The sequence below is a fragment of the Microbacterium meiriae genome (assembly GCF_040686935.1).
GTDB classification, from domain to species: domain Bacteria; phylum Actinomycetota; class Actinomycetes; order Actinomycetales; family Microbacteriaceae; genus Microbacterium; species Microbacterium meiriae.
Genome location: NZ_JBFBMF010000001.1, coordinates 555,843 through 578,546, shown reverse-complemented (window position 1 = coordinate 578,546; position 22,704 = coordinate 555,843). Strand labels below are relative to the sequence as shown.

23 protein-coding genes and 1 tRNA gene are annotated in these 22,704 nt (G+C 71.0%); 19 read left to right on the top strand and 5 right to left on the bottom strand.

Annotated elements, in window-relative coordinates; translation table 11 throughout:
* Nucleotides 1-9 precede the first annotated feature (9 nt).
* The 13 genes from AB0P08_RS02790 (at nt 10) to AB0P08_RS02730 (ending at nt 9,672) form a co-directional block, all read left to right on the top strand.
* Nucleotides 10-1,629 carry a sodium-dependent transporter gene (locus tag AB0P08_RS02790; protein WP_280569294.1) on the top strand — a complete coding sequence of 540 codons (1,620 nt, stop codon included), beginning with the start codon at nt 10-12 and terminating at the stop codon, nt 1,627-1,629.
* The gene (locus AB0P08_RS02785) at nt 1,626-1,760 is read left to right on the top strand and encodes a methionine/alanine import family NSS transporter small subunit (protein ID WP_187663244.1); all 135 of its coding nucleotides are present in this window, start codon (nt 1,626-1,628) and stop codon (nt 1,758-1,760) included. Before AB0P08_RS02790 ends, AB0P08_RS02785 begins: the two co-directional genes overlap by 4 nt.
* Before the next feature lie 83 nt (nt 1,761-1,843).
* Complete coding sequence (locus AB0P08_RS02780) at nt 1,844-2,707, top strand: AraC family transcriptional regulator (RefSeq protein WP_363587991.1); 864 nt, start codon at nt 1,844-1,846, stop codon at nt 2,705-2,707.
* An 88-nt stretch (nt 2,708-2,795) separates the two neighbouring features.
* Nucleotides 2,796-3,431: a GyrI-like domain-containing protein gene (locus AB0P08_RS02775; RefSeq protein ID WP_363587989.1), complete on the top strand. Its 636-nt coding sequence runs from the start codon at nt 2,796-2,798 to the stop codon at nt 3,429-3,431.
* Nucleotides 3,432-3,501: 70 nt separating this feature from the next.
* The gene (locus tag AB0P08_RS02770) at nt 3,502-4,305 is read left to right on the top strand and encodes a DUF1206 domain-containing protein (RefSeq protein WP_280569288.1); all 804 of its coding nucleotides are present in this window, start codon (nt 3,502-3,504) and stop codon (nt 4,303-4,305) included.
* A 143-nt stretch (nt 4,306-4,448) separates the two neighbouring features.
* Nucleotides 4,449-5,756: an aminotransferase class V-fold PLP-dependent enzyme gene (locus tag AB0P08_RS02765; RefSeq protein WP_363587987.1), complete on the top strand. Its 1,308-nt coding sequence runs from the start codon at nt 4,449-4,451 to the stop codon at nt 5,754-5,756.
* Nucleotides 5,753-6,187 (top strand): Fe-S cluster assembly sulfur transfer protein SufU, encoded by a 435-nt coding sequence (gene sufU / locus AB0P08_RS02760; protein WP_187663249.1) that lies wholly within the window; start codon nt 5,753-5,755, stop codon nt 6,185-6,187. Before AB0P08_RS02765 ends, sufU begins: the two co-directional genes overlap by 4 nt.
* A gap of 59 nt (nt 6,188-6,246) precedes the next feature.
* Entirely contained in the window at nt 6,247-6,888 is a 642-nt protein-coding gene (locus AB0P08_RS02755; RefSeq protein WP_363587985.1) for an NADPH-dependent F420 reductase, read from the top strand.
* A 69-nt stretch (nt 6,889-6,957) separates the two neighbouring features.
* Nucleotides 6,958-7,617 (top strand): GntR family transcriptional regulator, encoded by a 660-nt coding sequence (locus AB0P08_RS02750; RefSeq protein ID WP_187663251.1) that lies wholly within the window; start codon nt 6,958-6,960, stop codon nt 7,615-7,617.
* 101 nt (nt 7,618-7,718) lie between these two features.
* Nucleotides 7,719-7,964 (top strand): hypothetical protein, encoded by a 246-nt coding sequence (locus tag AB0P08_RS02745; RefSeq protein WP_292794537.1) that lies wholly within the window; start codon nt 7,719-7,721, stop codon nt 7,962-7,964.
* The gene (locus AB0P08_RS02740) at nt 7,964-8,824 is read left to right on the top strand and encodes a hypothetical protein (protein WP_363587983.1); all 861 of its coding nucleotides are present in this window, start codon (nt 7,964-7,966) and stop codon (nt 8,822-8,824) included. The genes AB0P08_RS02745 and AB0P08_RS02740 overlap by 1 nt, the downstream gene beginning before the upstream one ends.
* A gap of 113 nt (nt 8,825-8,937) precedes the next feature.
* Nucleotides 8,938-9,522: an asparagine synthase gene (locus tag AB0P08_RS02735; RefSeq protein ID WP_268777610.1), complete on the top strand. Its 585-nt coding sequence runs from the start codon at nt 8,938-8,940 to the stop codon at nt 9,520-9,522.
* Nucleotides 9,523-9,599: 77 nt separating this feature from the next.
* A tRNA-Arg gene (locus AB0P08_RS02730) sits at nt 9,600-9,672 on the top strand.
* Between the two features lie 77 nt (nt 9,673-9,749).
* Here the strand turns inward: AB0P08_RS02730 and AB0P08_RS02725 are convergent.
* Nucleotides 9,750-10,685, bottom strand: coding sequence for a LysR family transcriptional regulator (locus tag AB0P08_RS02725; protein ID WP_336502828.1), 936 nt, complete (start codon nt 10,683-10,685; stop codon nt 9,750-9,752).
* A 71-nt stretch (nt 10,686-10,756) separates the two neighbouring features.
* Between AB0P08_RS02725 and AB0P08_RS02720 the strand changes: the two genes are divergently transcribed.
* On the top strand, nt 10,757-12,487 hold the full coding sequence (locus AB0P08_RS02720) for an L-aspartate oxidase (protein WP_363587981.1): 1,731 nt from the start codon (nt 10,757-10,759) through the stop codon (nt 12,485-12,487).
* Between the two features lie 92 nt (nt 12,488-12,579).
* Here AB0P08_RS02720 and AB0P08_RS02715 read toward each other — a convergent pair whose 3' ends face one another.
* The gene (locus tag AB0P08_RS02715; RefSeq protein ID WP_280569267.1) at nt 12,580-12,852 is read right to left on the bottom strand and encodes a hypothetical protein; all 273 of its coding nucleotides are present in this window, start codon (nt 12,850-12,852) and stop codon (nt 12,580-12,582) included.
* 136 nt (nt 12,853-12,988) lie between these two features.
* Between AB0P08_RS02715 and AB0P08_RS02710 the strand changes: the two genes are divergently transcribed.
* The 5 genes from AB0P08_RS02710 (at nt 12,989) to AB0P08_RS02690 (ending at nt 17,599) form a co-directional block, all read left to right on the top strand.
* Complete coding sequence (locus AB0P08_RS02710; RefSeq protein ID WP_363587979.1) at nt 12,989-14,482, top strand: L-serine ammonia-lyase, iron-sulfur-dependent, subunit alpha; 1,494 nt, start codon at nt 12,989-12,991, stop codon at nt 14,480-14,482.
* A gap of 108 nt (nt 14,483-14,590) precedes the next feature.
* Nucleotides 14,591-15,331, top strand: a complete 741-nt coding sequence (locus AB0P08_RS02705; RefSeq protein ID WP_363587977.1) for an AAA family ATPase — start codon at nt 14,591-14,593, stop codon at nt 15,329-15,331.
* A 10-nt stretch (nt 15,332-15,341) separates the two neighbouring features.
* Nucleotides 15,342-15,938, top strand: a complete 597-nt coding sequence (locus tag AB0P08_RS02700) for a TetR/AcrR family transcriptional regulator (protein ID WP_363587975.1) — start codon at nt 15,342-15,344, stop codon at nt 15,936-15,938.
* Nucleotides 15,939-16,085: 147 nt separating this feature from the next.
* Nucleotides 16,086-16,868, top strand: coding sequence for an ABC transporter ATP-binding protein (locus AB0P08_RS02695; RefSeq protein ID WP_419181735.1), 783 nt, complete (start codon nt 16,086-16,088; stop codon nt 16,866-16,868).
* On the top strand, nt 16,865-17,599 hold the full coding sequence (locus AB0P08_RS02690) for an ABC transporter permease (protein WP_292794557.1): 735 nt from the start codon (nt 16,865-16,867) through the stop codon (nt 17,597-17,599). The genes AB0P08_RS02695 and AB0P08_RS02690 overlap by 4 nt, the downstream gene beginning before the upstream one ends.
* 18 nt (nt 17,600-17,617) lie before the next feature.
* Here AB0P08_RS02690 and hrpB read toward each other — a convergent pair whose 3' ends face one another.
* The 3 genes from hrpB to AB0P08_RS02675 all read right to left on the bottom strand — a co-directional run bounded on the left by hrpB (nt 17,618) and on the right by AB0P08_RS02675 (nt 22,572).
* Nucleotides 17,618-20,173, bottom strand: coding sequence for an ATP-dependent helicase HrpB (gene hrpB, locus AB0P08_RS02685; protein ID WP_363587973.1), 2,556 nt, complete (start codon nt 20,171-20,173; stop codon nt 17,618-17,620).
* A gap of 197 nt (nt 20,174-20,370) precedes the next feature.
* A complete protein-coding gene (locus AB0P08_RS02680) occupies nt 20,371-21,972 on the bottom strand; it encodes an SPFH domain-containing protein (protein WP_363587971.1) in 1,602 nt (533 codons plus the stop codon).
* A gap of 171 nt (nt 21,973-22,143) precedes the next feature.
* The gene (locus AB0P08_RS02675; protein ID WP_025104537.1) at nt 22,144-22,572 is read right to left on the bottom strand and encodes a MarR family winged helix-turn-helix transcriptional regulator; all 429 of its coding nucleotides are present in this window, start codon (nt 22,570-22,572) and stop codon (nt 22,144-22,146) included.
* Nucleotides 22,573-22,704: the final 132 nt, after the last annotated feature.

Below are 22,704 nucleotides of genomic sequence, written 5' to 3'. Positions count from 1 at the left end.
CTCGCGGGCATGCCTAGACCCACCCAGACGCCGCAGCGCGAGGCCTTCGGCTCGCGGAACGTGTTCATCCTCTCGGCGATCGGCTCGGCCGTGGGTCTCGGGAACATCTGGCGCTTCCCGTACGTCGCCTACGAGGGCGGCGGCGGTGCGTTCCTCATCCCGTATCTGTGTGCGTTGTTGACGGCCGGCATCCCGCTGCTGTTCCTGGACTACGCGATCGGCCACCGGTTCCGGGGCTCCGCGCCGCTCGCGTTCCGACGCCTGCACCGGGCCGCCGAACCGCTGGGGTGGTGGCAGGTGCTGATCTGCGTCGTCATCGCGGTGTACTACGCCGTGATCGTCGCCTGGGCCGGCATGTACACCTGGTTCTCGGCCCAGCTCACCTGGGGAGCGGGCAACGAGAACGACTTCTTCTTCGTCGACTTCCTGCAGTCGGCCGATGTCGCGGAGGTCGGTCTGTCCGGGGAGTTCGTGCCGCAGGTGGGCCTCCCGCTGATCGCGGTGTGGCTGATCGTCATCGTCATCATGGCCCTCGGCGTCAAGCGCGGCATCGGGCGCGCCAACATGATCCTGATGCCGCTGCTCACCCTCATGTTCGCCGTGCTCGTGGTGCAGGCCCTCTTCCTCCCCGGCGCCCTGGACGGTCTCAACGCCTTCTTCACGCCGAACTGGGAGGCGCTCGCCGACCCGGCCGTGTGGGCCTCCGCCTACGGGCACATCTTCTTCTCGCTGTCCGTCGCGTTCGGGATCATGGTGACCTACGCGTCCTACCTCAAGCGCAAGACCGACCTCACCGGCTCGGGCCTCGTGGTCGCGTTCGCCAACTCCGGTTTCGAGATCCTCGCCGGCATCGGCGTGTTCGCGGCCCTCGGGTTCATGGCGCAGGCGCAGGGCACGGATGTCTCCGGCGTCGCGACCTCGGGCATCGGCCTCGCCTTCGTCGCGTTCCCGACGATCGTGTCCCAGGCGACCGGCGGGTCGATCATCGGCGTGCTGTTCTTCGGCGCCCTCGTCTTCGCGGGGATCACCTCGATGATCTCGATCCTGGAGGTGATCGTCGCGGCGCTGCAGGACAAGCTCGGCTGGGCGCGGGTGCGCACCACCCTCGTCGTCTCGATCCCGCTGGCGATCATCTCCGCCGCGCTGTTCTCCACCACCACCGCGCTGTCGGTGCTCGACACCACCGATGCGTTCGTCAACGCCTTCGGCATCATGGCGGTCGCCCTCGTCGCGGTGATCGTCGTGGCCTGGGTGCTGCACAAGCTGCCGCAGCTGCAGGAGCACCTGAACCGCCGTTCGAGCTTCCGCGTCGGCCTCCTCTGGCGCCTGCTCGTGGGCGTGCTGGCCCCGCTCGTGCTCGGGTACCTGCTGATCACCGAACTCCTGACGAAGATCGCGGAGCCGTACAGCGGCTACCCCGGCTGGTTCCTCGGCGTGTTCGGCTGGGGCATGGTCATCGCGTTGGTGGTCGGCGGAGTACTGCTGTCGCTGGTGCCGTGGAGCAGGCGCTCCCGCGCCAAGGACGACGTCGGCTACGACGACTTCCTGGACCAGGAGGAGTACGCCGCCGATCCGGAGACGACGAGCATCGCCGTCCCGGCCGCGCAGACGAAGGGAGCGGGGGCATGACCACCACTGCGATCGTCATGATGATCATCGCCATGGTCACGGTGTGGGGCGGCCTCATCGCCGCCGTCGTGAACCTCGCTCGGCACCCCGAGGTGGAGGACGCCGAGCCGGCGGTGCCGACCGAGCTCTGAGCTCCGACCCGATCGCATCGGACCGGGACGATCGGGTACCGGGAGGGCTGCGGCGAAACGATGGTGGGGAAAGGAGGACCCCCGTGATCGGCACGCTCAACGCCCTGGTCGACCTCGTCGACGCGGACAGCGGTCAGGAGATCGACGTCGCCGCGTTCGCCCGCGCGCACGGCACCACCGAGTACCACCTGCGTCGGATGTTCTCGGCGCTCGCCGGGATGCCGTTGACCGAATACGTGCGGCGTCGTCGGATGACGCTCGCGGGTGCGGAGCTCGCCGCCGGTGCACCGAGTCTGCTCGATGTCGCCGTTCGGCACGGCTACGGCTCGACCGAGGCGTTCGCCCGGGCGTTCCGCGCCGTGCACGGCATCGGGCCGGCGGACGCGCGTCGGCACGGGGGTCCTCTCCGCACACAACCCACGCTCCGGTTCCGCCTGAGCGTCGAAGGGAGCACTCCGATGGATGTCACCATCACCCACCGCCCCGCATTCGCCCTCGTCGGTCATGCCGCGGAGGTCCCGCTCATCCACGTCGGCGTCAATCCGCACATCCAGGCGCACATCGCCGCCATCCCGCCGGAGGAGCACGCCCGCCTCAAGGCGCTCGGCAACGAGGAGCCCGCGGGCATCCTCGCCGTGACCGCCGACATCGATCCGGATGCCCCGGAGGGGACGCCGCTGACCTACCTGCACGGGGTGGCCGTGCGCGACGACACCGCGGTTCCGGACGAGCTCGACACCCTGCGCGTGGCGGAGGGCACGTGGGCCGTGTTCGGCGCGAGCGGCCCGTTCCCGGAGACTCTGCAGAATCTGTGGGCGGCGACGGCGACCGAGTGGTTCCCGTCGAACCCGTGGCGGCTGCGACCCGGGCCCTCGATCGTCCGCTACCGGGAGTTCACCGGCGACACGGCCTCCTGTGAGCTCTGGCTCCCCGTCGAGCAGAGCTGACCGTGGATCGGGTCGGGCCCGTGGGGCTCGACCCGATGTCGGTGCCCTGGGGCACACTGACCGCACGACGACGAAGCGGGGGCAGGCCATGACGGCGACCGATCCGAAGAAGACGCTCGATGCGTACCAGGCGAAACGGGGGACCTTCCGGATCCTCGACGTGCCGCCACTGACCTATCTGATGGTCGACGGCGCCGGCGATCCGAACACCGCGCCGGCGTTCTTCGACGCGGTCGCGGCCCTCTACCCGCTGGCGTACACGCTCAAGTTCGCCAGCCGTGCCGAGCTCGGCGTCGATCAGGTCGTGATGCCCCTGGAAGGCCTGTGGCACGCGCCGGACATGGCGTCCTTCACCACACGACGCGACAAGTCGACCTGGCTCTGGACGCTGATGATCATGGTCGGCGACCACGTCACTCCCGTCCTCTTCGACCGTGCCGTCGAGACGGTCGCGGCGAAGAGCGCGAAGAAGGGGGAGGAGCTCCCGGCGCTGGCCGCGGTCCGGCGGGAGGTCCTCGACGAGGGTCTGTGCGTGCAGACGCTGCACGTCGGACCGTTCGACGATGAGGGCCCCGTGCTGGAGGAGCTGCACGAGCGGTTCGTCCCGGAGAACGGGTTGCGGATGCGCGGTCGGCACCACGAGATCTACCTCAGTGACCGTCGCCGGACGGCCCCGGAGAAGCTGCGCACCATCCTGCGGCAGCCGGTGGAGCCGATCACCTGAGCGCTTCCGCACCGCGCGTCCGGAAAGCAACCCCCTGATTCCGACCGCCCGCGGCGGATACTCTTCGAGCATGAGCACCGTCAAGCATGCGGCGCGCGTGGCGAAGGACTCCACCGCGTTCCGGCGGACCGCCCGCGCGGGTTTCGTCGTCCTCGGCGTCATCCACATCATCATCGGCGCGATCGCCATCACGATCGCCGCGGGCGGGTCGGGTGACGCCGACCAGGACGGCGCGATGGAGCAGGTGCGCAACAACCCGGTCGGGGGACTGCTGCTGCTCGCGATCGCCGTGGGCCTCCTCGCGCTCGCCGTGTGGCAGGTGGCGAGCGGGTTCCTCGCCGCCGACCCCGCCGAGACGAAGAAGTGGGGCAAGCGTCTCAAGCTCTTCGGCATCTCCGGCACGTACCTCGTGATCGCCGGACTGGCGCTCATCTACGCCGTGGGCGGCCGGGCGGAGTCCTCCGACGCCTCGAAGACCCTGAGCCAGGTGGTCCTGTCCGCGCCCGGCGGGGTGGCGCTGCTCGTGGTGATCGGTCTCAGCGTCATCGGTGTCGGCATCGGCTTCATCGTCGGCGGGGTCATGCGCTCCTTCCGCAAGCTCATCGACGTGCCGACCGGAGCCGCCCGTGCCGGAGTGATGGCCCTCGGCATCGTGGGCTACATCGGCAAGGGCATCGCGGTGGGAGTCACCGGCGTGCTGTTCGTGGTGGCCGCTGTGACGCAGGATCCGGAGCGCGCCGCGGGGCTCGACGCCGCCCTGCACAGTCTCCTCACCCTGCCGTTCGGCCGCCTCATCCTCGGGGCGGTCGGCGTCGGCTTCGCGCTGTACGGCGCCTTCTGCATCGTGCGGGCCCGTCTCGCCCGCATGTCGTAGTCCTTCCGCCCGTGCACGACTTCGGAGATCGTCGCCGACGCGCCGCTCGGTAGTCGCACGGACCGGGGAGTCTCGTCCCGTCTCCGAAGCTGTGCCCGCCCGGAGCCGGACCCCGGCCACGCGGAAGATGGGAGACTGGAACGATGAGCGCTTCTCCCGGAGTCGACGTGATCACCCCGCTGACCGAGACCGAGGTGCAGCGGATCCGCGAGGACTTCCCGATCCTGCACACCCGCGTGCACGGCCACCCCCTGGCGTACCTCGACTCGGGCGCGACGTCGCAGCGCCCGGAGTCCGTGCTCGACGCCGAACGCCGCTTCGCCACCACCATGAACGCGGCCGTCCACCGCGGCGCCCACACGCTCGCGGCAGAGGCGACCGAGCTGTTCGAGGACGCCCGCAGCACGCTCGCCCGGTTCGTGGGCGCCGACGACGACGAGATCGTCTGGACCTCGAACGCCACTGAAGCGGTCAACCTCGTCGCCTACTCGCTCTCCAACGCCTCCCTCGGCCGGGGCGGTGCCGCCGCTGCAGGCCTCCGGCTCCGCGAAGGGGACGAGATCGTCACCACCGAGATGGAGCACCACGCCAACCTCATCCCCTGGCAGGAGCTCGCTGCGCGCACCGGGGCCACGCTCCGGGTCATCCCGCTCGACGACGACGGGGCCCTCCGTCTGGATGCGGCCGCGGAGCTCATCTCGGAGCGCACGAAGCTCGTGGCCTTCACCCACGTGTCGAACGTGTTGGGCGTGATCAACCCCGTCGAGACCCTCGTCGCGCTGGCCAGGGAGGTCGGCGCCCTCACGCTGCTCGATGCCTGCCAGTCGGCTCCGCACCTGCCGCTGGACCTCCACGCGCTCGGGGTCGATCTCGCCGTCCTCTCCGGCCACAAGATGCTCGGGCCCACCGGCATCGGCGCCCTGTACGGCCGGCGCGAGGTCCTCACCGCGATGCCCCCGTTCCTCACCGGCGGCTCGATGATCACGACCGTCACCACGACCGAGGCCGAATACCTGCCACCGCCGCAGCGCTTCGAAGCGGGCACGCAGCGGGTGTCCCAGGCGATCGCGCTCGCCGCCGCGGTCGACTACCTCTCCGCGGTCGGGATGGAGCGCATCGCCGCGCACGAGGCTGCGTTCGGGCAGCGACTCGTCGACGGGCTCGGGGCGATCGACGGCGTTCGGGTCCTGGGTGCGGGCATCGAGCTGCCGCGCGTGGGGCTCGCAAGCTTCGACGTCGCCGGGATCCACTCGCACGACGTCGGGCAGTTCCTCGACGACCAGGGCATCGCCGTGCGCGTCGGGCACCACTGCGCGCAGCCGCTGCACCGCCGGCTCGGTGTGACCTCGTCGACGAGGGCAAGCGCCTATCTGTACACGACAGCGTCCGAGGTGGATGCCGTCATCGAGGCGGTCGCCGGGGCGATCGCGTTCTTCGGGAGGGGCGCATGAGCGACCTGCAGAGCCTGTACCAGGAGCTGATCCTCGACCACTCGCGCACGCCGCACGGCTTCGGGCTCCGCGAGGAGATCGCGGCGCAGTCGCATCAGCTCAACCCGACCTGCGGCGACGAGATCACCCTGCAGGTGCATCGCGGCGCCGACGGCGACGTGGAGGCGATCGCGTGGGAGGGGCACGGGTGCGCCATCTCCCAGGCGTCCGCCTCCCTGCTCGCCGAGCTCGCCGAAGGCCTCACCGTGGACGAGCTCGAGGTGCGCATCGCGGCCTTCCGCGAGGCGATGCGCTCCCGGGGCACGATCGAGCCGGACGAGGAGCTGCTCGGCGACGCCGCGGCCCTCGGCGGGGTCTCCCGGTATGTGGCTCGCGTGAAGTGCGCCATGCTCGCCTGGGTGGCGGCCGAGGACGCGCTCACGCGCCTCTGACCTCGTCCGCTCCAGTCTCGGACCGGGAATAGCATCGGGCGGCAGACGTTGGCCCGAGCATGACAACTCTCGGAATCATCGGAGCAGGCAACATCGGCAGCCAGGTCGCCCGAGTGGCGGTGGCCAACGGCTATGACGTCGTGATCGCGAACTCAAGAGGGCCGGAGACCTTGGCGGACCTCGTCGCGGAGCTCGGGCCGCACGCGAAGGCGGCGACGGCGGAGGAAGCGGCCACCGCGGCGGACGTGGCCGTGGTGACGGTGCCGCTGCACGCGATCGATCAGCTTCCCGCCGCACAGCTCGCCGGGAAGATCGTGCTCGACACGAACAACTACTACTTCGAGCGCGACGGGCACATCGAGTCCCTCGACAAGGGCGAGACCACCACGTCCGAGCTCGTGCAGGCGCAGCTCCCGGAATCGAGGATCGCCAAGGCGTTCAACCACATCTACGCCGCGGACATCACGACCGACGGGACTCCGGCCGGTACGCCGAACCGGCGGGCGCTGGCCACCGCGGGTGATGACGCCGAGGCTGTGGCCTTCGTGACCCGCTTCTACGACGAGGCCGGCTTCGACACGGTCAACGTCGGCCCGCTCAGCGAGTCGTGGCGGGTCGAGCGCGACCGTCCGGCGTACGTCGTCCGGCAGAACGCGGAAGAGCTGACCGCGAACGTCGCGCGGGCGAACCGTCTGCCCTGAGTCGGCTCGCGCCTCCGGTCTGGGATACCAAACTTGGCCAATCCCGGGCCGGGGTGCGAGAATGCCCGGATGGCGGGGGCTGTGGGGGTAGGCGGGGAACTCGAGTCGGTCAGGGTCACGAGGATCCTCCGAGACGACATCGTGCTCGGACGACGCCCACCGGGATCGCGTCTCGTGGAACGGGACATCGCGGCCGAGCTGCAGGTGTCGCGTCTCCCGGTGCGGGAGGCTATCAGGACGCTGGTCGCGGAGGGAGTGGTGGTCGCACGACCGCGGACGTGGGCGGTCGTGCGGGAGTTCACCCATGACGACATCCGCAACTTCGCCGAGGTGCGGGAGGCGATCGAGACCCTCATCTTCGTCTTCGCGGCCGAGCGGCATGACGCCGCCGGGCTCGCACGCCTGCGGGATGCCTATGAGCGCGAGGCCGCGGCGGCGCGGGCAGGAGACGCCGAGACCGCGCGCACAGCGGCGGCCGAGTTCCACGAGATCGCCGTCGATCTGGCGGGCAACGAGATGCTGGGCGAGCTCATCGCGGTGTTCCTGACCCGCCTGCGGTGGCTGTTCGGACAACACGACGATCTGGCGGCGATGGCGGACGAGCACCGCGTCATCCTCGAGGCCGTCGCCGCGCGGGACGTCGAGGCGGTGCGCCGGATGGTCCCCGCTCACCTGGCCAGCGGACATTCGGCAGCCGAACGACGGCTGGCGCAGACCGTGACCGGCTGAGCGCGTCCGTCTGCGAAGACACCCCCACCGCGCGGAAGGCCGGTTGTATCCTTGTCCGGTCGGAGTCGGTCCGGTCTGTTCGCGCTGTCCTGGGGAGCGAGATGCGAAATCTTGCTGTCGTCGTCGGGGGAATCCTCCTGCTCGGCGGTGCTGCGCTCCTCGTCGTGGCCGACCAGGAGCGTGCCGCGGACGTCGCCGCTGTGAAGGCCGAGATCGCTCGGATCGAGGACGTGCTCGACGAGTCGCAGACGGAGAACCTCGCCCTCGCGGAGCGTCTCACCGAACTCCGGTCCCGTATCGCTGAGCAGGACGCCGATCTCTCGGACACGACGGGCTTCCTGCCGTGATGCGCCGGAAACTGGCGGTGACGGTGTCGGTGGCCGTGCTCCTCGCGGCGGCCGTCGTCGCCCGGGCCGACGCGCTGGACCACGAGCGGGCGGAGGCGTTGGCGCAGCTCTCCGTTCTGGCCGACCGATCGCACGACGCCGCGCAGCGCACAGACCACCTGTCCGGCGCCGTCGCGCAGGCCGAGCAGGACACCGCGGATCGGGCCGCCGTGCTGGCCGTGCGTCCCGCGTTCCTCGAGGAGCTCTCGACGCTCGCGGCCGTCCTCCGTGGTGCGGACGGCAAGGTCGACACCGCGGCGCATCTCGCGTCCGCCCGGTCGGCTCAGGAGACGGTGCGCGCCGAGCGCCACGATCCCGACACCGTGGTCGCGGCGACCGCGACGGTCGAGGCGCTCACACAGAAGGTCGGCACCGAGGTCGCAGGGTGGCAGGCATCGCAGGGCGCCGGTCCCGGCGGGCCCGCGTGGACGTCGAGCGGGCCGGACGGCTATGCGCGGGTGCGCGCGGCCCTCGACCGGGTGGGCGGCGGGGGCGTCGGGCTGTACGAGTCGTCGTCGTGTGCGGGCGGCACAGCGCCGGCCTGCGCCAACAGCAACGGCTACATCAAGTACCGTGCCGACATCACAGGGTGGAGCGACGGACGCCTGAACTGGGCGATGGCGCACGAGCTCGCCCACATCCATCAGTTCCGGGTCTGGGGTGCCCTCACCTCGTCCGGCGCCTACGCGACGATGTTCGGCGGCGATCCGGAGTTCCTGGCCAACTGCATGGCCGTCGTCCGCGGCTTCCCGGGTTCGGTCGGGTGCTCCGGCGAGCAGCAGACCTGGGCCTCCGGTATCTGGGTCGGGGTCGTCCGCTAGCCCCGGCCCGACACGGGCTTCGATGTCGGAGGCGTGCGGCATGCTGATCCGGAGCCAATCCGGCCGAGACTGCGCGGCATCGGTACCGGTACGCTCGAGAGAAGGAGGTGCCGGTGGGACGGACTGCGGATGCCATCGCCGAAGGCGTCGCGATCGCGACGGCCGCTGCGCGCCTCGCCGTGAAGAATCACATCCTCATCGGCACCATCGCCGAGGACGGCGTCTTCGACCTCGACAAGTACGTCGAGGATGCGAGGGCTGCGCTCGGGGCGATGGCCGAGGAGTCGGAGGAGGCCGCGGCCACGGTCACGGCCTTGCGCAAGCGCGCCCGCGGTCGGCATTCCGATCCGGTCGGCACGCACGACTACCGCGACCGCGATGTGCGCAATCTCCGGAGGCGGGCGAAGCAGTCGCTCGGCGTCGCGCAGCGTCTGCGCGAGATGATGGACGACCGGCCGCAACTCGAGAGCATCGTCGAGGAGGCGCGCGCGGCGGCCTGGGCCGACGTGCGGCACAACCTCGACCGTCGACTGCGCGTCGAGGGCATGCGCCCCGATCAGGATCCCGACTACGCACGCATGCGTGAGGCGCGGATGCAGGCACTGCGGCTCGTCGACCTGCAGGCGCTTTCCTCGCAGCAGCGGGCCAGGGAGAAGCGGCGGAAGAAGCAGGAGAAGGTGGCCGCGAAGGGGGAGTGAGCCCTCGTTTCGCTTTCCGGTCTCGTCTGTTGTAGGCTGGTCGTCGGCCCGCTGAGCGGTAAAGCACCGCGGGTCCTGCGCCTCTAGCTCAATGGATAGAGCATCTGACTACGGATCAGAAGGTTGGGGGTTCGAGTCCCTCGAGGCGCACACTGTGTTGAGACAGTACGAAAACCCCCGTCGCGGAAGCGGCGGGGGTTTTCGCTGTCCGGGGGCAGGTGCCGCGGTCAGAGCAGGCTGGTGATAGCGGGATCGCGTTCCGCGAGGTCGGCCGCCGTCGCCATGATCGCCGACCGCATCGCGGCGACCGCGACGGCGGGCGTCACGTCGGAGCGGTGGGCGAGGCTGATCGTCCGGGACATCGCGGGGTGGGCGAGACGCGCGGATCGCAGTGCGGGGCGTTCGTACAGCACCATCGCCGGGACCACCGCGACGCCGACGCCGCGCTCGACGAAGCGCAGCACAGCATCCATCTCCGCGCCCTCCAGCGCGAGGGTCGGGGTGAGATCGGCGGCCCGGAAGGCGGCGTCCATCGCGGCGCGCAGTTCGTAGCTCTCGTCGAACTGGATGAGCGGGAGCGTGGCGAGGTGCGCCAGGCTCACGGACGAGCCGTGGGTCACCGGAGGGGCCGCCGCCGACGAGATCACCACGAGCTCCTCGGCGAGCAGCGGGACGTGCGTGAGGCTGACGCCTGCCGGCACCGGACCCTCGGACTGGGTCACGAGGGCGATGTCGACCGCGCCGACCGCGAGTTGTTCGACGAGCAGGCGAGAGCCGCCCTCGGTGAGGTGCAGGTCGATGCCGGGGTGTGCGGCATGGAACGAGCTGAGGGCTTCCGCGACGAGGCTGATGCAGAGGGTGGGCGGGGCGCCGAGGCGCACGCGGCCGCGACGGAGTCCGGCGAGCTCGGCCACCTCGTCGCGGATGGCGTCGGCCTCGGCGAGCATGCGCTGCGCGCGAGGGAGGACCGTCTCCCCGGCCGCCGTCAGGGCGATGTGGCCCCGCGCGCGATGGAACAGCTCGGCGCCGAGCTCGCGTTCGAGGGTCGAGATCTGACGGCTCAGCGACGGCTGGGCGAGGTGGAGGTGCTCGGAGGCGCGGGTGAAGTGGCCGAGGCGGGCGACTTCGACGAACCCGCGGAGCTGCTCGAGGTTCATATCCATAGCGTACCCGCATGGTTTCCAGACGAACTATGCATTGGAGTTATTAGGATCGCCTAACTAGCGTCGAGAGCATGAATGCACCCGAACGTCAGATCTCCACCACGGTCCTCGTGATCGGTACCGGAGGCTCCGGGCTCCGCGCCGCGATCGAGGTCGCCGAGCACGGCGTCGACGTGCTCGCCGTCGGCAAACGTCCGCGGCAGGACGCCCACACGTCGCTCGCGGCCGGCGGCATCAACGCCGCTCTCGGCACGATGGACGCCGAAGACAGCTGGCAGCAGCACGCGGCGGACACGATCAAGGAAAGCTACCTCCTCGCCAACCCCCACACCGTCCAGATCGTCACCCAGGGCGCTGAGCGCGGCATCCGCGACCTCGAGCGCTGGGGCATGGACTTCGCCCGCGAGGGCGACGGCCGCATCTCGCAGCGCTTCTTCGGTGCGCACACCTACCGCCGCACCGCCTTCGCCGGCGATTACACCGGCCTCGAGATCCAGCGGACGCTGGTCGCCCGCGCCGAGCAGCTCGACGTCCCCATCCTCGACAACGTCTACATCACCCGTCTGCTCGTGCGCGACAACGTCATCTTCGGCGCGTACGGCTTCGATCAGGCGGACGGCACGCGCTACCTCATCCATGCGGACGCGGTGATCCTCGCCGCGGGCGGGCACAACCGCATCTGGCGCCGGACGTCGTCGAGGCGTGATGAGAACACCGGAGACTCCTTCCGGCTCGCTGTGGAGGCGGGAGCCCGGCTCCGCGACCCCGAGCTGGTGCAGTTCCATCCGTCCGGCGTCATCGAGCCCGAGAACGCCGCCGGCACCCTCATCTCCGAGGCCGCGCGCGGGGAGGGCGGCATCCTCCGCAATGCCCGGGGCGAGCGGTTCATGGCGAAGTACGACCCCGAGCGGATGGAGCTGTCGACGCGCGACCGTGTCGCGCTCGCCGCCTACACGGAGATCCAGGAGGGCCGCGGTACGGAGAACGGCGGCGTCTGGCTCGACGTGTCGCACCTGCCCCGCGAGACCATCATGACCCGGCTTCCGCGCGTCTATCAGACGATGATGGAGCTGCAGATGCTCGACATCACCGCGGACCCCATCGAGATCGCGCCGACCGCGCACTACTCGATGGGCGGCGTGTGGGTGCGGCCGGACGACCACCAGACCGACGTCGACGGGCTGTACGCGATCGGGGAGGCGTCGAGCGGACTCCACGGCGCGAACCGTCTCGGCGGGAACTCGCTCATCGAGTTGCTCGTCTACGGCCGGATCGTCGGTCAGGCCGCCATGGCCCACGCCGCGGGGCTCGACGCCCAGCGCCGGTCGGCCGATGCGGTCGCCGCCGCTCGTGCCGAGATCGACGACCTCCTCGCCGCGGAGGGGCGCGAGAACGTGCGGGCTCTGCAGCGCGCGATCCGCAACCTCATGACGGAGTACGCCGGCGTGGTGCGGTCGGAGGACGGGCTGAACGCCGGCCTCGCGGACCTCGACATGATCGAGGGGCGGATGGAGGACATCGGCATCCACCCGGACATCGCCGGCTTCCAGGACCTCGCGCACGCGTTCGACCTCAAGGCCTCCGCGCTCGCCGCCCGGGCCACGCTGGAGGCGGCGCGGGAGCGTCGGGAGACTCGCGGATGCCACAACCGCAGCGACTTCCCGGACACCGATCCCACGCTGCAGGTGAACCTCGTGTGGTCCCCGTCCGCCGGCGTGACCCGCGAGGAGATCCCCGCGATCCCCGAGGAGATCGCCGAGCTCATGCGCGACGTCGACACGACCGGCAAGCTCGTCGAGTAGACCCCCGAGACCCCGCTCTCGCGTCGAGACCCCGCCCTGCAGACGTCTGCAGGGCGGGGTCTCGGCGTTAGTCCGGGGTTTCGGGGAGGGAGTCAGTCGACGCCGAGGCCGACGGCCTCGTGATCCGGTTCCGGGTCGTCGCGCTTCGGGGCCTTCGGCTCCTCGCCGGGGGACTTCTCGGTGCTGGGCTCCTCCAGCTCCTCGGTGCTCGGGACCTCGGCCGGGTCCGCGTCCTCCGGGGAGTCCGCCTGCTCGGGCGTCGTCGCCTCGCCCTCCGAGGTGTCGGACGCGGGCGTCGGCGTGGGGGTCTGCGCCTCGGGCGAGAGCTCGTCGTTCGCGGTCGGTTCGGGAGTGCTGTCGGTCATGATCGTCCCTTTCTGCGGTGTCGTGCTCTCAGCCTGCCTCCGCCTCGACACGAGATGAAGGGCCTTGACGCCGACCCGTCGGCCACGCGGTTAATCGCGGTGAACCGGATCCGTGAACTCGGCGTAGCCTGGAGGGGTGACTGCGTACGTCTCGGCCTTCGACCTCTTCTCCATCGGCGTCGGCCCGTCCAGCTCGCACACCGTCGGACCGATGCGGGCGGCACTCGACTTCGCGCGCCGGCTCTCCGGCTCCGGCGAACTCGACCGCATCGCCCGAGTCGAATGCACGCTGTACGGCTCGCTCGGCGCCACCGGCATCGGCCATGGCACCCCGGACGCGGTGGTCGCGGGGCTGCGCGGTCTCGCACCCGAGACCTGTGACCCGGCGGCGGTGCGCGCGGCCTGGTCCGCCTACCCCGAGGGGGAGCCGCTGCGGATCGACGGCGCCCACGCGGTGCCGTTCCGGAAGGACGACATCGTGTTCGCGCCGCGGACCCGCCTCCCCGGTCATCCGAACGCCATGACGCTCATCGCCCGTGACCGGGACGGAACCATCCTGTTCGAGCAGACGTACTACTCGATCGGCGGCGGGTTCATCCGGCGCGAGGGGGAGGAAGCGCAGCTCTCCACCGGCGCCTTCCCGCACCCGTATGCCGATGCCGCCTCGCTGCTCGCCCTGTGTGACGAGCTCGGACTGTCCATCGCCGAGGTCGCCCGCCGCAACGAGACGGCGCTGCGGAGCGAGGAGGAGGTCGCCACCGGCCTCGACGCGATCTGGGATGCGATGTCGGGCTGCGTGGACGCCGGGCTCCACGCCGACGGGGTGCTTCCTGGCATGCTGCAGGTGAAGCGCCGCGCCGGCACGATCCGCGCACAGCTCGAGGCGGTCGAAGCCGAGGGGCACCGAGAGCTGCCCGGCGAGTGGCTCGGCGCGTTCGCGCTGGCCGTGAACGAGGAGAACGCGGCGGGTGGGCGCGTCGTGACGGCCCCGACCAACGGCGCGGCGGGCATCCTCCCCGCGGTGGCGATGTACTGGTGGCGCTTCCTCGCCGACTCGGGGCTCGGCGCCGGGAACGCGGTGACGCCGTACGGGGAGCTCGTCGGCAGCGCGCTGCTCGGGTTCGACGGGGCCCCGCCGTCCGCTCCCGCACTCGACGGGGAGGACGCGGAGATCGCGGAGGCCAATCGTCGCCGGGGCATCCGCCGGTTCCTGCTGACGGCCACCGCCCTCGGGTCGCTGTTCAAGGCCAACGCCTCGATCTCCGGCGCCGAAGGCGGGTGTCAGGCCGAGGTCGGCTCCGCGTGCGCGATGGCCGCGGGTGGGCTCACCGCGGTGATGGGCGGCACGAACCGGCAGATCGAGAACGCCGCGGAGATCGCGATGGAGCATCACCTCGGCCTCACATGCGACCCGATCGGCGGACTCGTGCAGATCCCGTGCATCGAGCGCAACGCGATCGCCGCCTCCACCGCGGTCACCGCCGCACGTCTCGCGCTCCGCGGCGACGGGAGCCACTATGTCTCGCTGGATGCCGTCGTCGAGACGATGCGCCAGACCGGTCTCGACATGTCGACCAAGTACAAGGAGACCAGCGAGGGCGGTCTGGCGGTGAACGTCATCGAGTGCTGACCTCGCCGACCCACCCCCTCTCGTGCGCTCCGGCCCGTTGCGTGCGCATGAAGAGGGGTGGCAGGCACACAGAGGGGTGGGTCGACGGAGGAGGGAAAGGAGAGGCATATGCGGCAGCAGCCGGTCGTCGCGGTGCGGGCGAACGACGAGGCGCCGACCCCGGACGGGGTGTGGCCGACGAACATCCCCGCGGTGGCGCAGGTGCTGCGCGAGGGACTGGATCTGGGACCGGGAGTGACCTTCCTCGTCGGCGAGAACGGCAGCGGGAAGTCCACCCTCGTCGAGGGCATCGCGATCGCGTACGGTCTCTCCCCGGAAGGCGGATCCCGGCAGGCGCAGCACCGGACGCGTCCGACCGAGTCGCCGCTGTCGGACTGGCTGCGCCTCCAACGGGGCGTCGGCGCGCACCGCTGGGGATTCTTCCTGCGGGCCGAGACGATGCACTCGTTCTACACGTACCTCGAGGAGAACCCCTCCCTGCGCGGCGACGTGCCCTTCCACGAGATGAGCCACGGGGAGTCGTTCCTCGCCCTGCTCGACAGCCGCTTCGATGATCCGGGGTTCTACTGCCTGGACGAGCCGGAGGCCGCCCTGTCGTTCCATTCGACTCTCACGCTGATCGCCGTGCTGCAGCGCATCGCCGACGAGGGCGGCCAGGTGCTGTGCGCCACGCACTCCCCGGTGCTCGCGGCGCTCCCGGGCGCCACCATCCTGGAGGTCGGGGAGTGGGGGCTCCGCCCTGCCGCCTGGGAGGACCTCGAGATCGTGAACCACTGGCGCTCGTTCCTCGGGCAGCCGCAGCGGTATCTCCGGCATCTGCTCGACGAGCGAGGCTCCGCCGAGCCGTAGGCTGGCGGGCATGACCGAGCAGAGGGCGCCGAGACGACGCGGGCGCCCGCGCGGCGCCACCGACTCCCGCGAGCGCATCGTGTCCGCGGCCGTCGACGAGTTCGGCGCGCAGGGGTACGACGGCGCCACGGTGCGATCGATCGCCGCCCGCGCCGGGGTCGACTCCGCACTCGTCCACCACTACTTCGGCACCAAGGCCGACCTGTTCGCAGAGGCCGCCGGGATCCCATTGCGCCCCGACCTCGACGTCCCGGAGATCCTCGCGGGGCCGAAGGGCGAAGCGGGGGCCCGGCTCGTCCGCTATGTGCTCGACGCGTTCGAGAAGCCCGACGTGCGCCGCCGCGGGGTGCTGCTCCTGCGCACGGCGATCGGGAGCAGGCTGACGACCCCCCTGCTCGCCGGCTTCCTCTCCCGCGAACTGCTCTCCCGCGTGGCACGACGCCTCGACGTGGAGGACGCCGACCTCCGTGCCGCCCTCGTTGCCTCGCAGATCGCCGGCATGCTCATCGGTCGCTACGTGCTGCAGCTCCCCGCGCTCGCCGGAGCCTCCGTCGACGAGCTCGTGGGCCGCGTCGGCCCCACCGTCCAGCGCTACCTCTTCGACTGACGCCCGCGTCCCCGGGCACGGCTGCGGAGATCTCGGCCGCCGCGCCGGACGGCACGGGCCGGCGACGGCGTGTCGATCCGGCGCTCCGCAGCTGCGCCCACCGAGCCGTTGACGCCCGACGAGGCGAGGCGCATAATTCATCGCATGATGAATAACGCGGCGGTCGAGATCACGCAGCTCCGCGTGCGGCGTGGGGCCGTATCCGTGTTCGACGGCATCGACCTCGCCGTACCCCGCGGGCAGATCACGGGTCTCCTCGGCCCCTCGGGGTGCGGCAAGACCACGCTCATGCGGTCGATCGTCGGTGTGCAGCGGATCGCCTCCGGCGACGTGACCGTTCTGGGTGAGCCGGGCGGTTCGCGTCGGCTCCGGCACCGCGTGGCCTACGGTACGCAGGGCGCCTCGGTCTACGGCGACCTCAGCGTGCGGCAGAACCTCTCGTACTTCGCGTCGCTCCTGAAGGCGCCGAAGGGCGATGTCGACCGGGTCATCCAGGAGGTCGGCCTCGGCGCACAGGCCACGCAGCTCGTCGACGCGCTGAGCGGCGGCCAGGCGACGCGGGTGTCGCTCGCGGTGGCTCTGATCGGCTCGCCGGAACTGATCGTGCTGGACGAGCCGACCGTCGGACTCGACCCCGTGTTGCGGGCGGAGCTCTGGACCCTGTTCCGCCGGCTGGCCGACCGGGGCGTCACGCTCATCGTGTCCAGTCACGTGATGGACGAGGCGGTGCGCTGCGACCGGCTGCTGCTGATGCGGGAGGGGAGGATCATCGCCGACACCACGCCGTCGTCCCTGCTCGCCGACACCGGCACGACCGACGCCGAGGCCGCGTTCCTGGCGCTGATCGAACGCGACAGGGCCGCCGGCGCCGCGACCACCCGGAGGGCGCGGCGAGAAGCGCACGAGCGCCAGGAGGAGGACGCGACATGAACGGCCGCCGGCTGTTCGCGACCGCCGGCCGTGTGCTCACGCAGCTCCGACACGACCCGCGGTCCATCGCCCTGATGCTCATCGCCCCGAGCCTGCTCGTCGGTCTCTTCGCCTGGCTGTTCAGCGAGCAGGACGGTGTGTTCGATCAGTTCGGGGGTGCCATCCTGGCGCTGTTCCCGTTCATCGTGATGTTCCTCATCACGTCGATCACCACCTTGCGCGAACGCCGTTCCGGCACGCTTGAACGGCTGATGACCACGCCGCTCGAGAAGGCCGACTTCATCCTCGGGTATGCGCTCGCGTTCGGGCTGATGGCCGTGCTGCAGGCGGTGATCACGGTGTCGTTCGCGGTCGGGGTGTGCGGGCTCGACGTGGACGGGCCGCTGTGGCAGCTGGGCCTCGTCGCGGTGGTCGACGCACTGCTCGGCACAGCCCTCGGCCTCCTGGCGAGCGCGTTCGCCCAGACCGAGTTCCAGGCCGTGCAGTTCATGCCGTTGCTGGTGTTCCCGCAGATCATCCTCGGCGGGTTGTTCATGCCGCGCGACCAGATGCCCGACGTGCTGTACGCCATCTCCGACTGGCTGCCGCTCAGCTACGCGATCGACACGATCAACGCCGTCACGGCGGGGGACGAAGAATGGGACGTGTTCGGTCCGCTGCTCATCGTCGTGGCCTTCGCGGTCGGCGCTCTGGTGCTCGCCGCCCTCACGCTGCGGCGGCGTACACGCTGAGCCGGAGTCCTGGCCTGGTCAGCGCGCGGCGCGGTTCTTGGTGTGCTTCGTCGGCACGGCGGCCCAGGGGTCCTCGGGCCAGGGGTGCCGGGGATAGCGGCCGCGCATCTCGGCGCGCACCTGGGCATAGGGGCCGGACCAGAACGAGGCGAGGTCGTCGGTCACGGCGAGCGGCCGCCCAGCCGGGGACAGCAGATGGAAGAGGACGGGAACACGGCCGTCCACCAGCCGGGGAGTCTCCGCCCACCCGAAGCACTCCTGCAACTTCACCGCGACGACGGGGCGTGCGGTCGGATCCCCGTCGGGTTCCGGGTAGGTGATGCGGACGCGGGAGCCGCTGGGCACTTCGAGCCGCTCCGGGACGAGGGCGTCGAGGTGCACGGCCTCGGGCCAGGGCAGCAGACGGCGCAGCGCCGAGGACAGATCCAGTCGACTCGCGGGGGTGCCGGATGCGAGAGCCTCGAGCTCCGGCGCCATCCAGGCATCGAGGGCGTCGATCAACCCCGCGTCCGACACATCGGGCCATGGCTCTCCGAGCTCACGTCGGAGCAGCGCGAGTCTGCGGCGGAGGGCCTCCGCCCCGTCGGACCAGGCGAACATACTGAGGCCATCGCGTCGGACGGCTCGGGCCACGGCGTCCCGCCCTTCCGATGCCGCCGCTCGCACCGGCACCGATGAGCGCAGAATCGCACCGATCCGGCGCTCGCGGCGGGCCTGCACACGACCTCCGGCGAACTCGGCCTCCACGCGGTCGCTCATCAGGGGGCCCGCCGCGCGCTCCGCCTGCTCCTCGGTGAGGGTCGCCGCCGTGCGGATGACCGCACCGGAACCGGCGGCCGCCCGGGACGAGGCGCGGGCGACATCGGCCACGGCGAGCCATTCCGAGGACGCGAGGGGACCGCTCACTCCGGCCCGCGTGCCGGAGGCCAGCAGGAACGTGGCTCCCGATCCCGTGTGCTCGACGCGGTGGGCGACACGTTCGGGGAAGGCCAGCGCGATCACGAGACCGACGCCGTCGAGACCCGCGCGGGTGTCCGGTGTCGGATCGGCGAGGCGTTCCAGACGACGCGCGTCCTCGCGCCAGCGACGGGCCTCCGCAGTCCCGCCGCCCCGCAACGCGACAAGAGCGTAGGCGACGTCGGCATCCGGCACGCGCTGATCACCGCCCAGAAGCGCGACGACCTCGGCGGCGAGCCGGCTCCCCACCACGGGGCTGCCGTCCCGTAGCGCCCTGGCCAGCCGGGGGTCGGTCGGGATGCGGGCCAGCACGCGGCCCTCGGCCGTGGCGCGCCCGTCGTCGTCGATCGCTCCGAGACCGCGAAGCACCGCGACGGCGTCGGCGAGGCTGTCGGCTCGCAGCGGTTCGATCAACCGCAGGCCTGCTCCGCCCGGGGCACCCCAGCACGCCAGGAGGAGGGCGGCGCCGGTGAGGTCGGCCGTCGCGATCTCCGGGGACGGACGCGCGGGAGCCGCCGCGTAGGCGCGCTCGTCCACACACCGGACGACGATGCCGGGGCCCTGACGCGTCGCGCGCCCGGCACGCTGCACGCACGAGGAACGGGAGGCGGCGGTGGTGACCAGACCCGTCATGCCGCGGGCGGCGTCGCGCTGCGGCTGCCGGGACAGACAGCTGTCCACGACCATCCGCACACCCGGCACCGTGATCGACGACTCGGCGAGCGAGGTGGCGACGATGATGCGGGGCACGCCCCCCGGTGCACGACCGCGGGTCACGGCATCCTGTTCGGCCGGCGGGATCTGGCCGTGCAGCTCCCGCACGTCGAAGGCGCCGTTCAGAGTGCGGACGCGTCGGGCGATCTCCGACACCTCGCGAGCGCCCGGGGCGAACACGAGCACGTCGGCTTCGGAGTCTTCGCGGACCAGCTCGGTGGCGGCGGAGGCGGAGACACTCGCGATGTGGTCGAGGAAGCCGCGGGTGACTCCCCGTTCGTCGAGGCGGGGCGTGGGACTCGGAGCCCAGCGCTCGGTGAGGGGGAAGGCCGGGACGTCATGGTCGACGATCGGCGCGGGGGACTCGGCGGTGCCGATGACGGCGGCGAGCCGGACAGCGTCGAGGGTGGCGGACATCGCGACGACGACGAGGTCATCCCGCAGCTCCCGTACCTCCGAGAGCAGGCCGACGAGGAGGTCGGTCTCGAGGGCACGCTCGTGCACCTCATCGATGATGACCGCACTCACGCCGTCGAGTCCGGGATCGTCCAGCAACCGTCGCAGGAGCACGCCGGCGGTGACGAACTCGACCCTCGTATCCGGCCCGGCTGTGCGCTCGCCGCGGACGGTGAAGCCCACCCGGGATCCGAGCGGGGAGCCGTCGAGGTGTGCGAGTCGGCGGGCGGCGGCACGCGCGGCGACCCGGCGGGGTTGGGTGACGATCACGCGGTCGGTGGTTCGTGAGGCGAGGAGCGGCGGCACGAGGGTGGTCTTGCCCGTGCCCGGCGGCGCGGTCACCACCACGGATCCGCTCGCGTCGAGGGCTGCGGAGAGCTCGTCGAGGGCGCCGGCGAATGACAGGCCGGCACCGATGGCGGCGAGGTCGAAGGCAGCGCGGGTCACCCGTCCAGTCTGCCCGGTCGATCGACGCCCGGAGCCGTTCGCAACTCAGGAGATCCGGGGGGATTCGGCGCACAGAGAGGGATCGGCGCGTCCGTGCCTGCCGATCTCCTGAGTTGTGAACCGGCAGAGGCGGTGCCCGACGACAGACAGCGGATGCCGCGACCGAGTCGGTCGCGGCATCCGCTGTCCTGTGCTGCCTACTCCGCGTCGGGAGCCGGGGGAGCCGGTGGCGGCGGGGTGGTCGGTGCGGGCGTGCGCGGCGCGGGGGCCGGTGCGGACGCTTCGGCGACTCCGGCTCCGAAGCCGCGACCGACGGCCTGCCCCTGGATGATTCCGGCCAGGTCGAGGCCTGTGGCGGAGTGCACGCTGTCGAACACCGAGCGCATGGCTTTCGCGCTGTCGGCGCCCACGACGTTCGACGCGCCGTCCTCGGCGGACCCGCCGACGATCGAGACGCTGCCGATGGCGGCGTAGCCCTTCGCGAACTCCGACATGATCGACGGCAGCACTTCCAGCACGCGCTGCGAGAGGAAGGCATCCTGGTTGGAGGCGATGGCCTTGGCCTCGGCCTCGACAGCGGCTGCACGGGCCTCACCCTCGGCGCGGATCGCCTCGGCCTCGGCGTTGGCGCGGAGGCGACGGGCCTCGGCCTCGGCTTCGGCCTGGGCGCGCAGAGCATCCGCGTCACCGGTGGCCTTCGCGATCGCGGCTGCAGCCTCACCGTCGGCGCGTGCCTTGTCGGCCTGCGCCTGCTGCTCGGCGATGCGGGTGCGCGCCTCGGCTTGCTTGACCTGCTCGATCGCCGCCGCCTCGGCCGCCCGCTCACGCGTGTAGAGCTCGGCCTGCGCGCGGGTCTCCGCCTCGTACCGCTGGGCGTCCGCGACGCGCTTGACGTCGGCGTCGAGCTGCGCCTGCTTGTTCTCGGCCTGCTGCTGCAGCACGGCCTGCTCGGCCTGGGCGCGGGCGAGCTGCTCGGCCTGCTCCGCCTCGGCGCGGGCCCGGCCGATGCCGGCGTTGGCGTTGGCGGTGTTGGTGTCGAGAGCGGTCTGCTCGACGAGGTTCGCCTCCTGGTTGGCGATGTTCTTCTGGTTGATCGCGCGGTCGGCGTTGGTCTGCGAGATCTCCGCGGCCTGACGCTTCGCCTGGATCTCCGGCGCACCGAGGGACTGGATGTAGCCGACCTTGTCGGTGATGCCCTTGATCTGGAACGAGTCGAGGATGAGTCCCTGCTCGGCGAGCTCCTGGGAGACGTCGGCGGCGATCTGGTCCGAGAACTTCTTGCGCTCCCGCATGAGCTCCACGACGGAGAGCGTCGCGACGATGCCGCGCAGGGCGCCCTCGAGCTGCTCGGTGGTGAACTGCTCGATGGCCTTGTCCTGGGAGGCGAAGCGCTCGGCGGCCCGGCGCACCAGCAGCGGGTCGGAGCCGATCTTGACGATGGCGACGCCGTCGACGTTGAGCGTCACATTGTCGAGCGACTGGGCCTCGGCGTTGAGCGACACCTGCCGTGAGCGGAGGGAGATAATCTCGTGGCGCTGGGTGATCGGGTTGACGAGCGACTTCCCGTTCACGATGACCGTGACGGGCGATTCCGACATCTCGGAGCTGCTCGTGCCGTCGGCGCCGATCACGGCACGCTGCACCTTCTGCTTGCGTCCGGAGATGACGAGCGCTTCGTCGGCGCGAGCCACCTTGATCCAGCTGCGGGCGAACAGCAGCAGGATCAGCAGGACGACGATCGCGGCGACGACCGCGATCCCGATGACGATGAGGATGCCGACGATTCCGGCGATCTCCATGGATGACCTCCCTGGTTCCCCCCGAGGGGGCGGTCCGATATGCCCACGGTCGATGTGGGCGTGCGCAACCCACCCTGCCAGAAAAGAGACGCCCGCCACCGCGTCGGGCGCCATCATGCCGGTATCGGTGGGCGTTCCTCCCGCCGCCCTGCCTGTGGAGGAGGGGAGCGGTCAGCGGGTGCGGAGTTTCTCCGCGAGGTCGCGCAGCAGGCGCAGCTCCTCGTCGTCGAGGCGTGACATCCGGTCGGCGATCGACCGGCCGTGCACGGTCGCGAGCGCACGGAAGGCCCGGGCGCCCTCGTCCGTCGCGCGGATCAGGGCGCCGCGGCCGTCGTCCGGGTCGGCGCACTTCGCGACCAGTCCCCGCGTCACCATCCGGTCGACGAGGCGGGAGACGCTCGGCTGGCTGATGAGCATGTTGGCGGTGATGTCGCGCAGGCGGGCGGTCATCTCCGGCGAGCGCGTGACGGTGAGCAGCACGTCGTACTCGGCCTGCGTGATGTCGCCGGTGTCGAAGTCGGCTGCCATCTCGGTGAACAGTTCGTGCTGCGCGCGGAACAGGCTTTCCCAGGCCTCCAGCGCGAGCTTCCGATCGGTCATCCTCACAGAGTACCGGGCGCAGTAAAGGGCCGGTCGGAGAGGCTCCCGACCGGCCCTTGTCCCTTGCACCAAGAGTGTCCTGCAATCACATGCGGTGGATGCCACAGCAAACATTCACCGTGCGATCACTGT

Coding starts and splice junctions, on each gene's coding strand:
- AB0P08_RS02790 (WP_280569294.1), top strand. CDS start 10: ATGCCTAGACCCACCCAGACGCCGCAGCGCGAGGCCTTCGGCTCGCGG.
- AB0P08_RS02785 (WP_187663244.1), top strand. CDS start 1,626: ATGACCACCACTGCGATCGTCATGATGATCATCGCCATGGTCACGGTG.
- AB0P08_RS02775 (WP_363587989.1), top strand. CDS start 2,796: ATGACGGCGACCGATCCGAAGAAGACGCTCGATGCGTACCAGGCGAAA.
- AB0P08_RS02770 (WP_280569288.1), top strand. CDS start 3,502: ATGAGCACCGTCAAGCATGCGGCGCGCGTGGCGAAGGACTCCACCGCG.
- AB0P08_RS02765 (WP_363587987.1), top strand. CDS start 4,449: ATGAGCGCTTCTCCCGGAGTCGACGTGATCACCCCGCTGACCGAGACC.
- sufU (WP_187663249.1), top strand. CDS start 5,753: ATGAGCGACCTGCAGAGCCTGTACCAGGAGCTGATCCTCGACCACTCG.
- AB0P08_RS02755 (WP_363587985.1), top strand. CDS start 6,247: ATGACAACTCTCGGAATCATCGGAGCAGGCAACATCGGCAGCCAGGTC.
- AB0P08_RS02750 (WP_187663251.1), top strand. CDS start 6,958: ATGGCGGGGGCTGTGGGGGTAGGCGGGGAACTCGAGTCGGTCAGGGTC.
- AB0P08_RS02745 (WP_292794537.1), top strand. CDS start 7,719: ATGCGAAATCTTGCTGTCGTCGTCGGGGGAATCCTCCTGCTCGGCGGT.
- AB0P08_RS02740 (WP_363587983.1), top strand. CDS start 7,964: ATGCGCCGGAAACTGGCGGTGACGGTGTCGGTGGCCGTGCTCCTCGCG.
- AB0P08_RS02725 (WP_336502828.1), bottom strand. CDS start 10,685: ATGGATATGAACCTCGAGCAGCTCCGCGGGTTCGTCGAAGTCGCCCGC.
- AB0P08_RS02720 (WP_363587981.1), top strand. CDS start 10,757: ATGAATGCACCCGAACGTCAGATCTCCACCACGGTCCTCGTGATCGGT.
- AB0P08_RS02715 (WP_280569267.1), bottom strand. CDS start 12,852: ATGACCGACAGCACTCCCGAACCGACCGCGAACGACGAGCTCTCGCCC.
- AB0P08_RS02705 (WP_363587977.1), top strand. CDS start 14,591: ATGCGGCAGCAGCCGGTCGTCGCGGTGCGGGCGAACGACGAGGCGCCG.
- AB0P08_RS02700 (WP_363587975.1), top strand. CDS start 15,342: ATGACCGAGCAGAGGGCGCCGAGACGACGCGGGCGCCCGCGCGGCGCC.
- AB0P08_RS02695 (WP_419181735.1), top strand. CDS start 16,086: ATGAATAACGCGGCGGTCGAGATCACGCAGCTCCGCGTGCGGCGTGGG.
- AB0P08_RS02690 (WP_292794557.1), top strand. CDS start 16,865: ATGAACGGCCGCCGGCTGTTCGCGACCGCCGGCCGTGTGCTCACGCAG.
- AB0P08_RS02680 (WP_363587971.1), bottom strand. CDS start 21,972: ATGGAGATCGCCGGAATCGTCGGCATCCTCATCGTCATCGGGATCGCG.
- AB0P08_RS02675 (WP_025104537.1), bottom strand. CDS start 22,572: ATGACCGATCGGAAGCTCGCGCTGGAGGCCTGGGAAAGCCTGTTCCGC.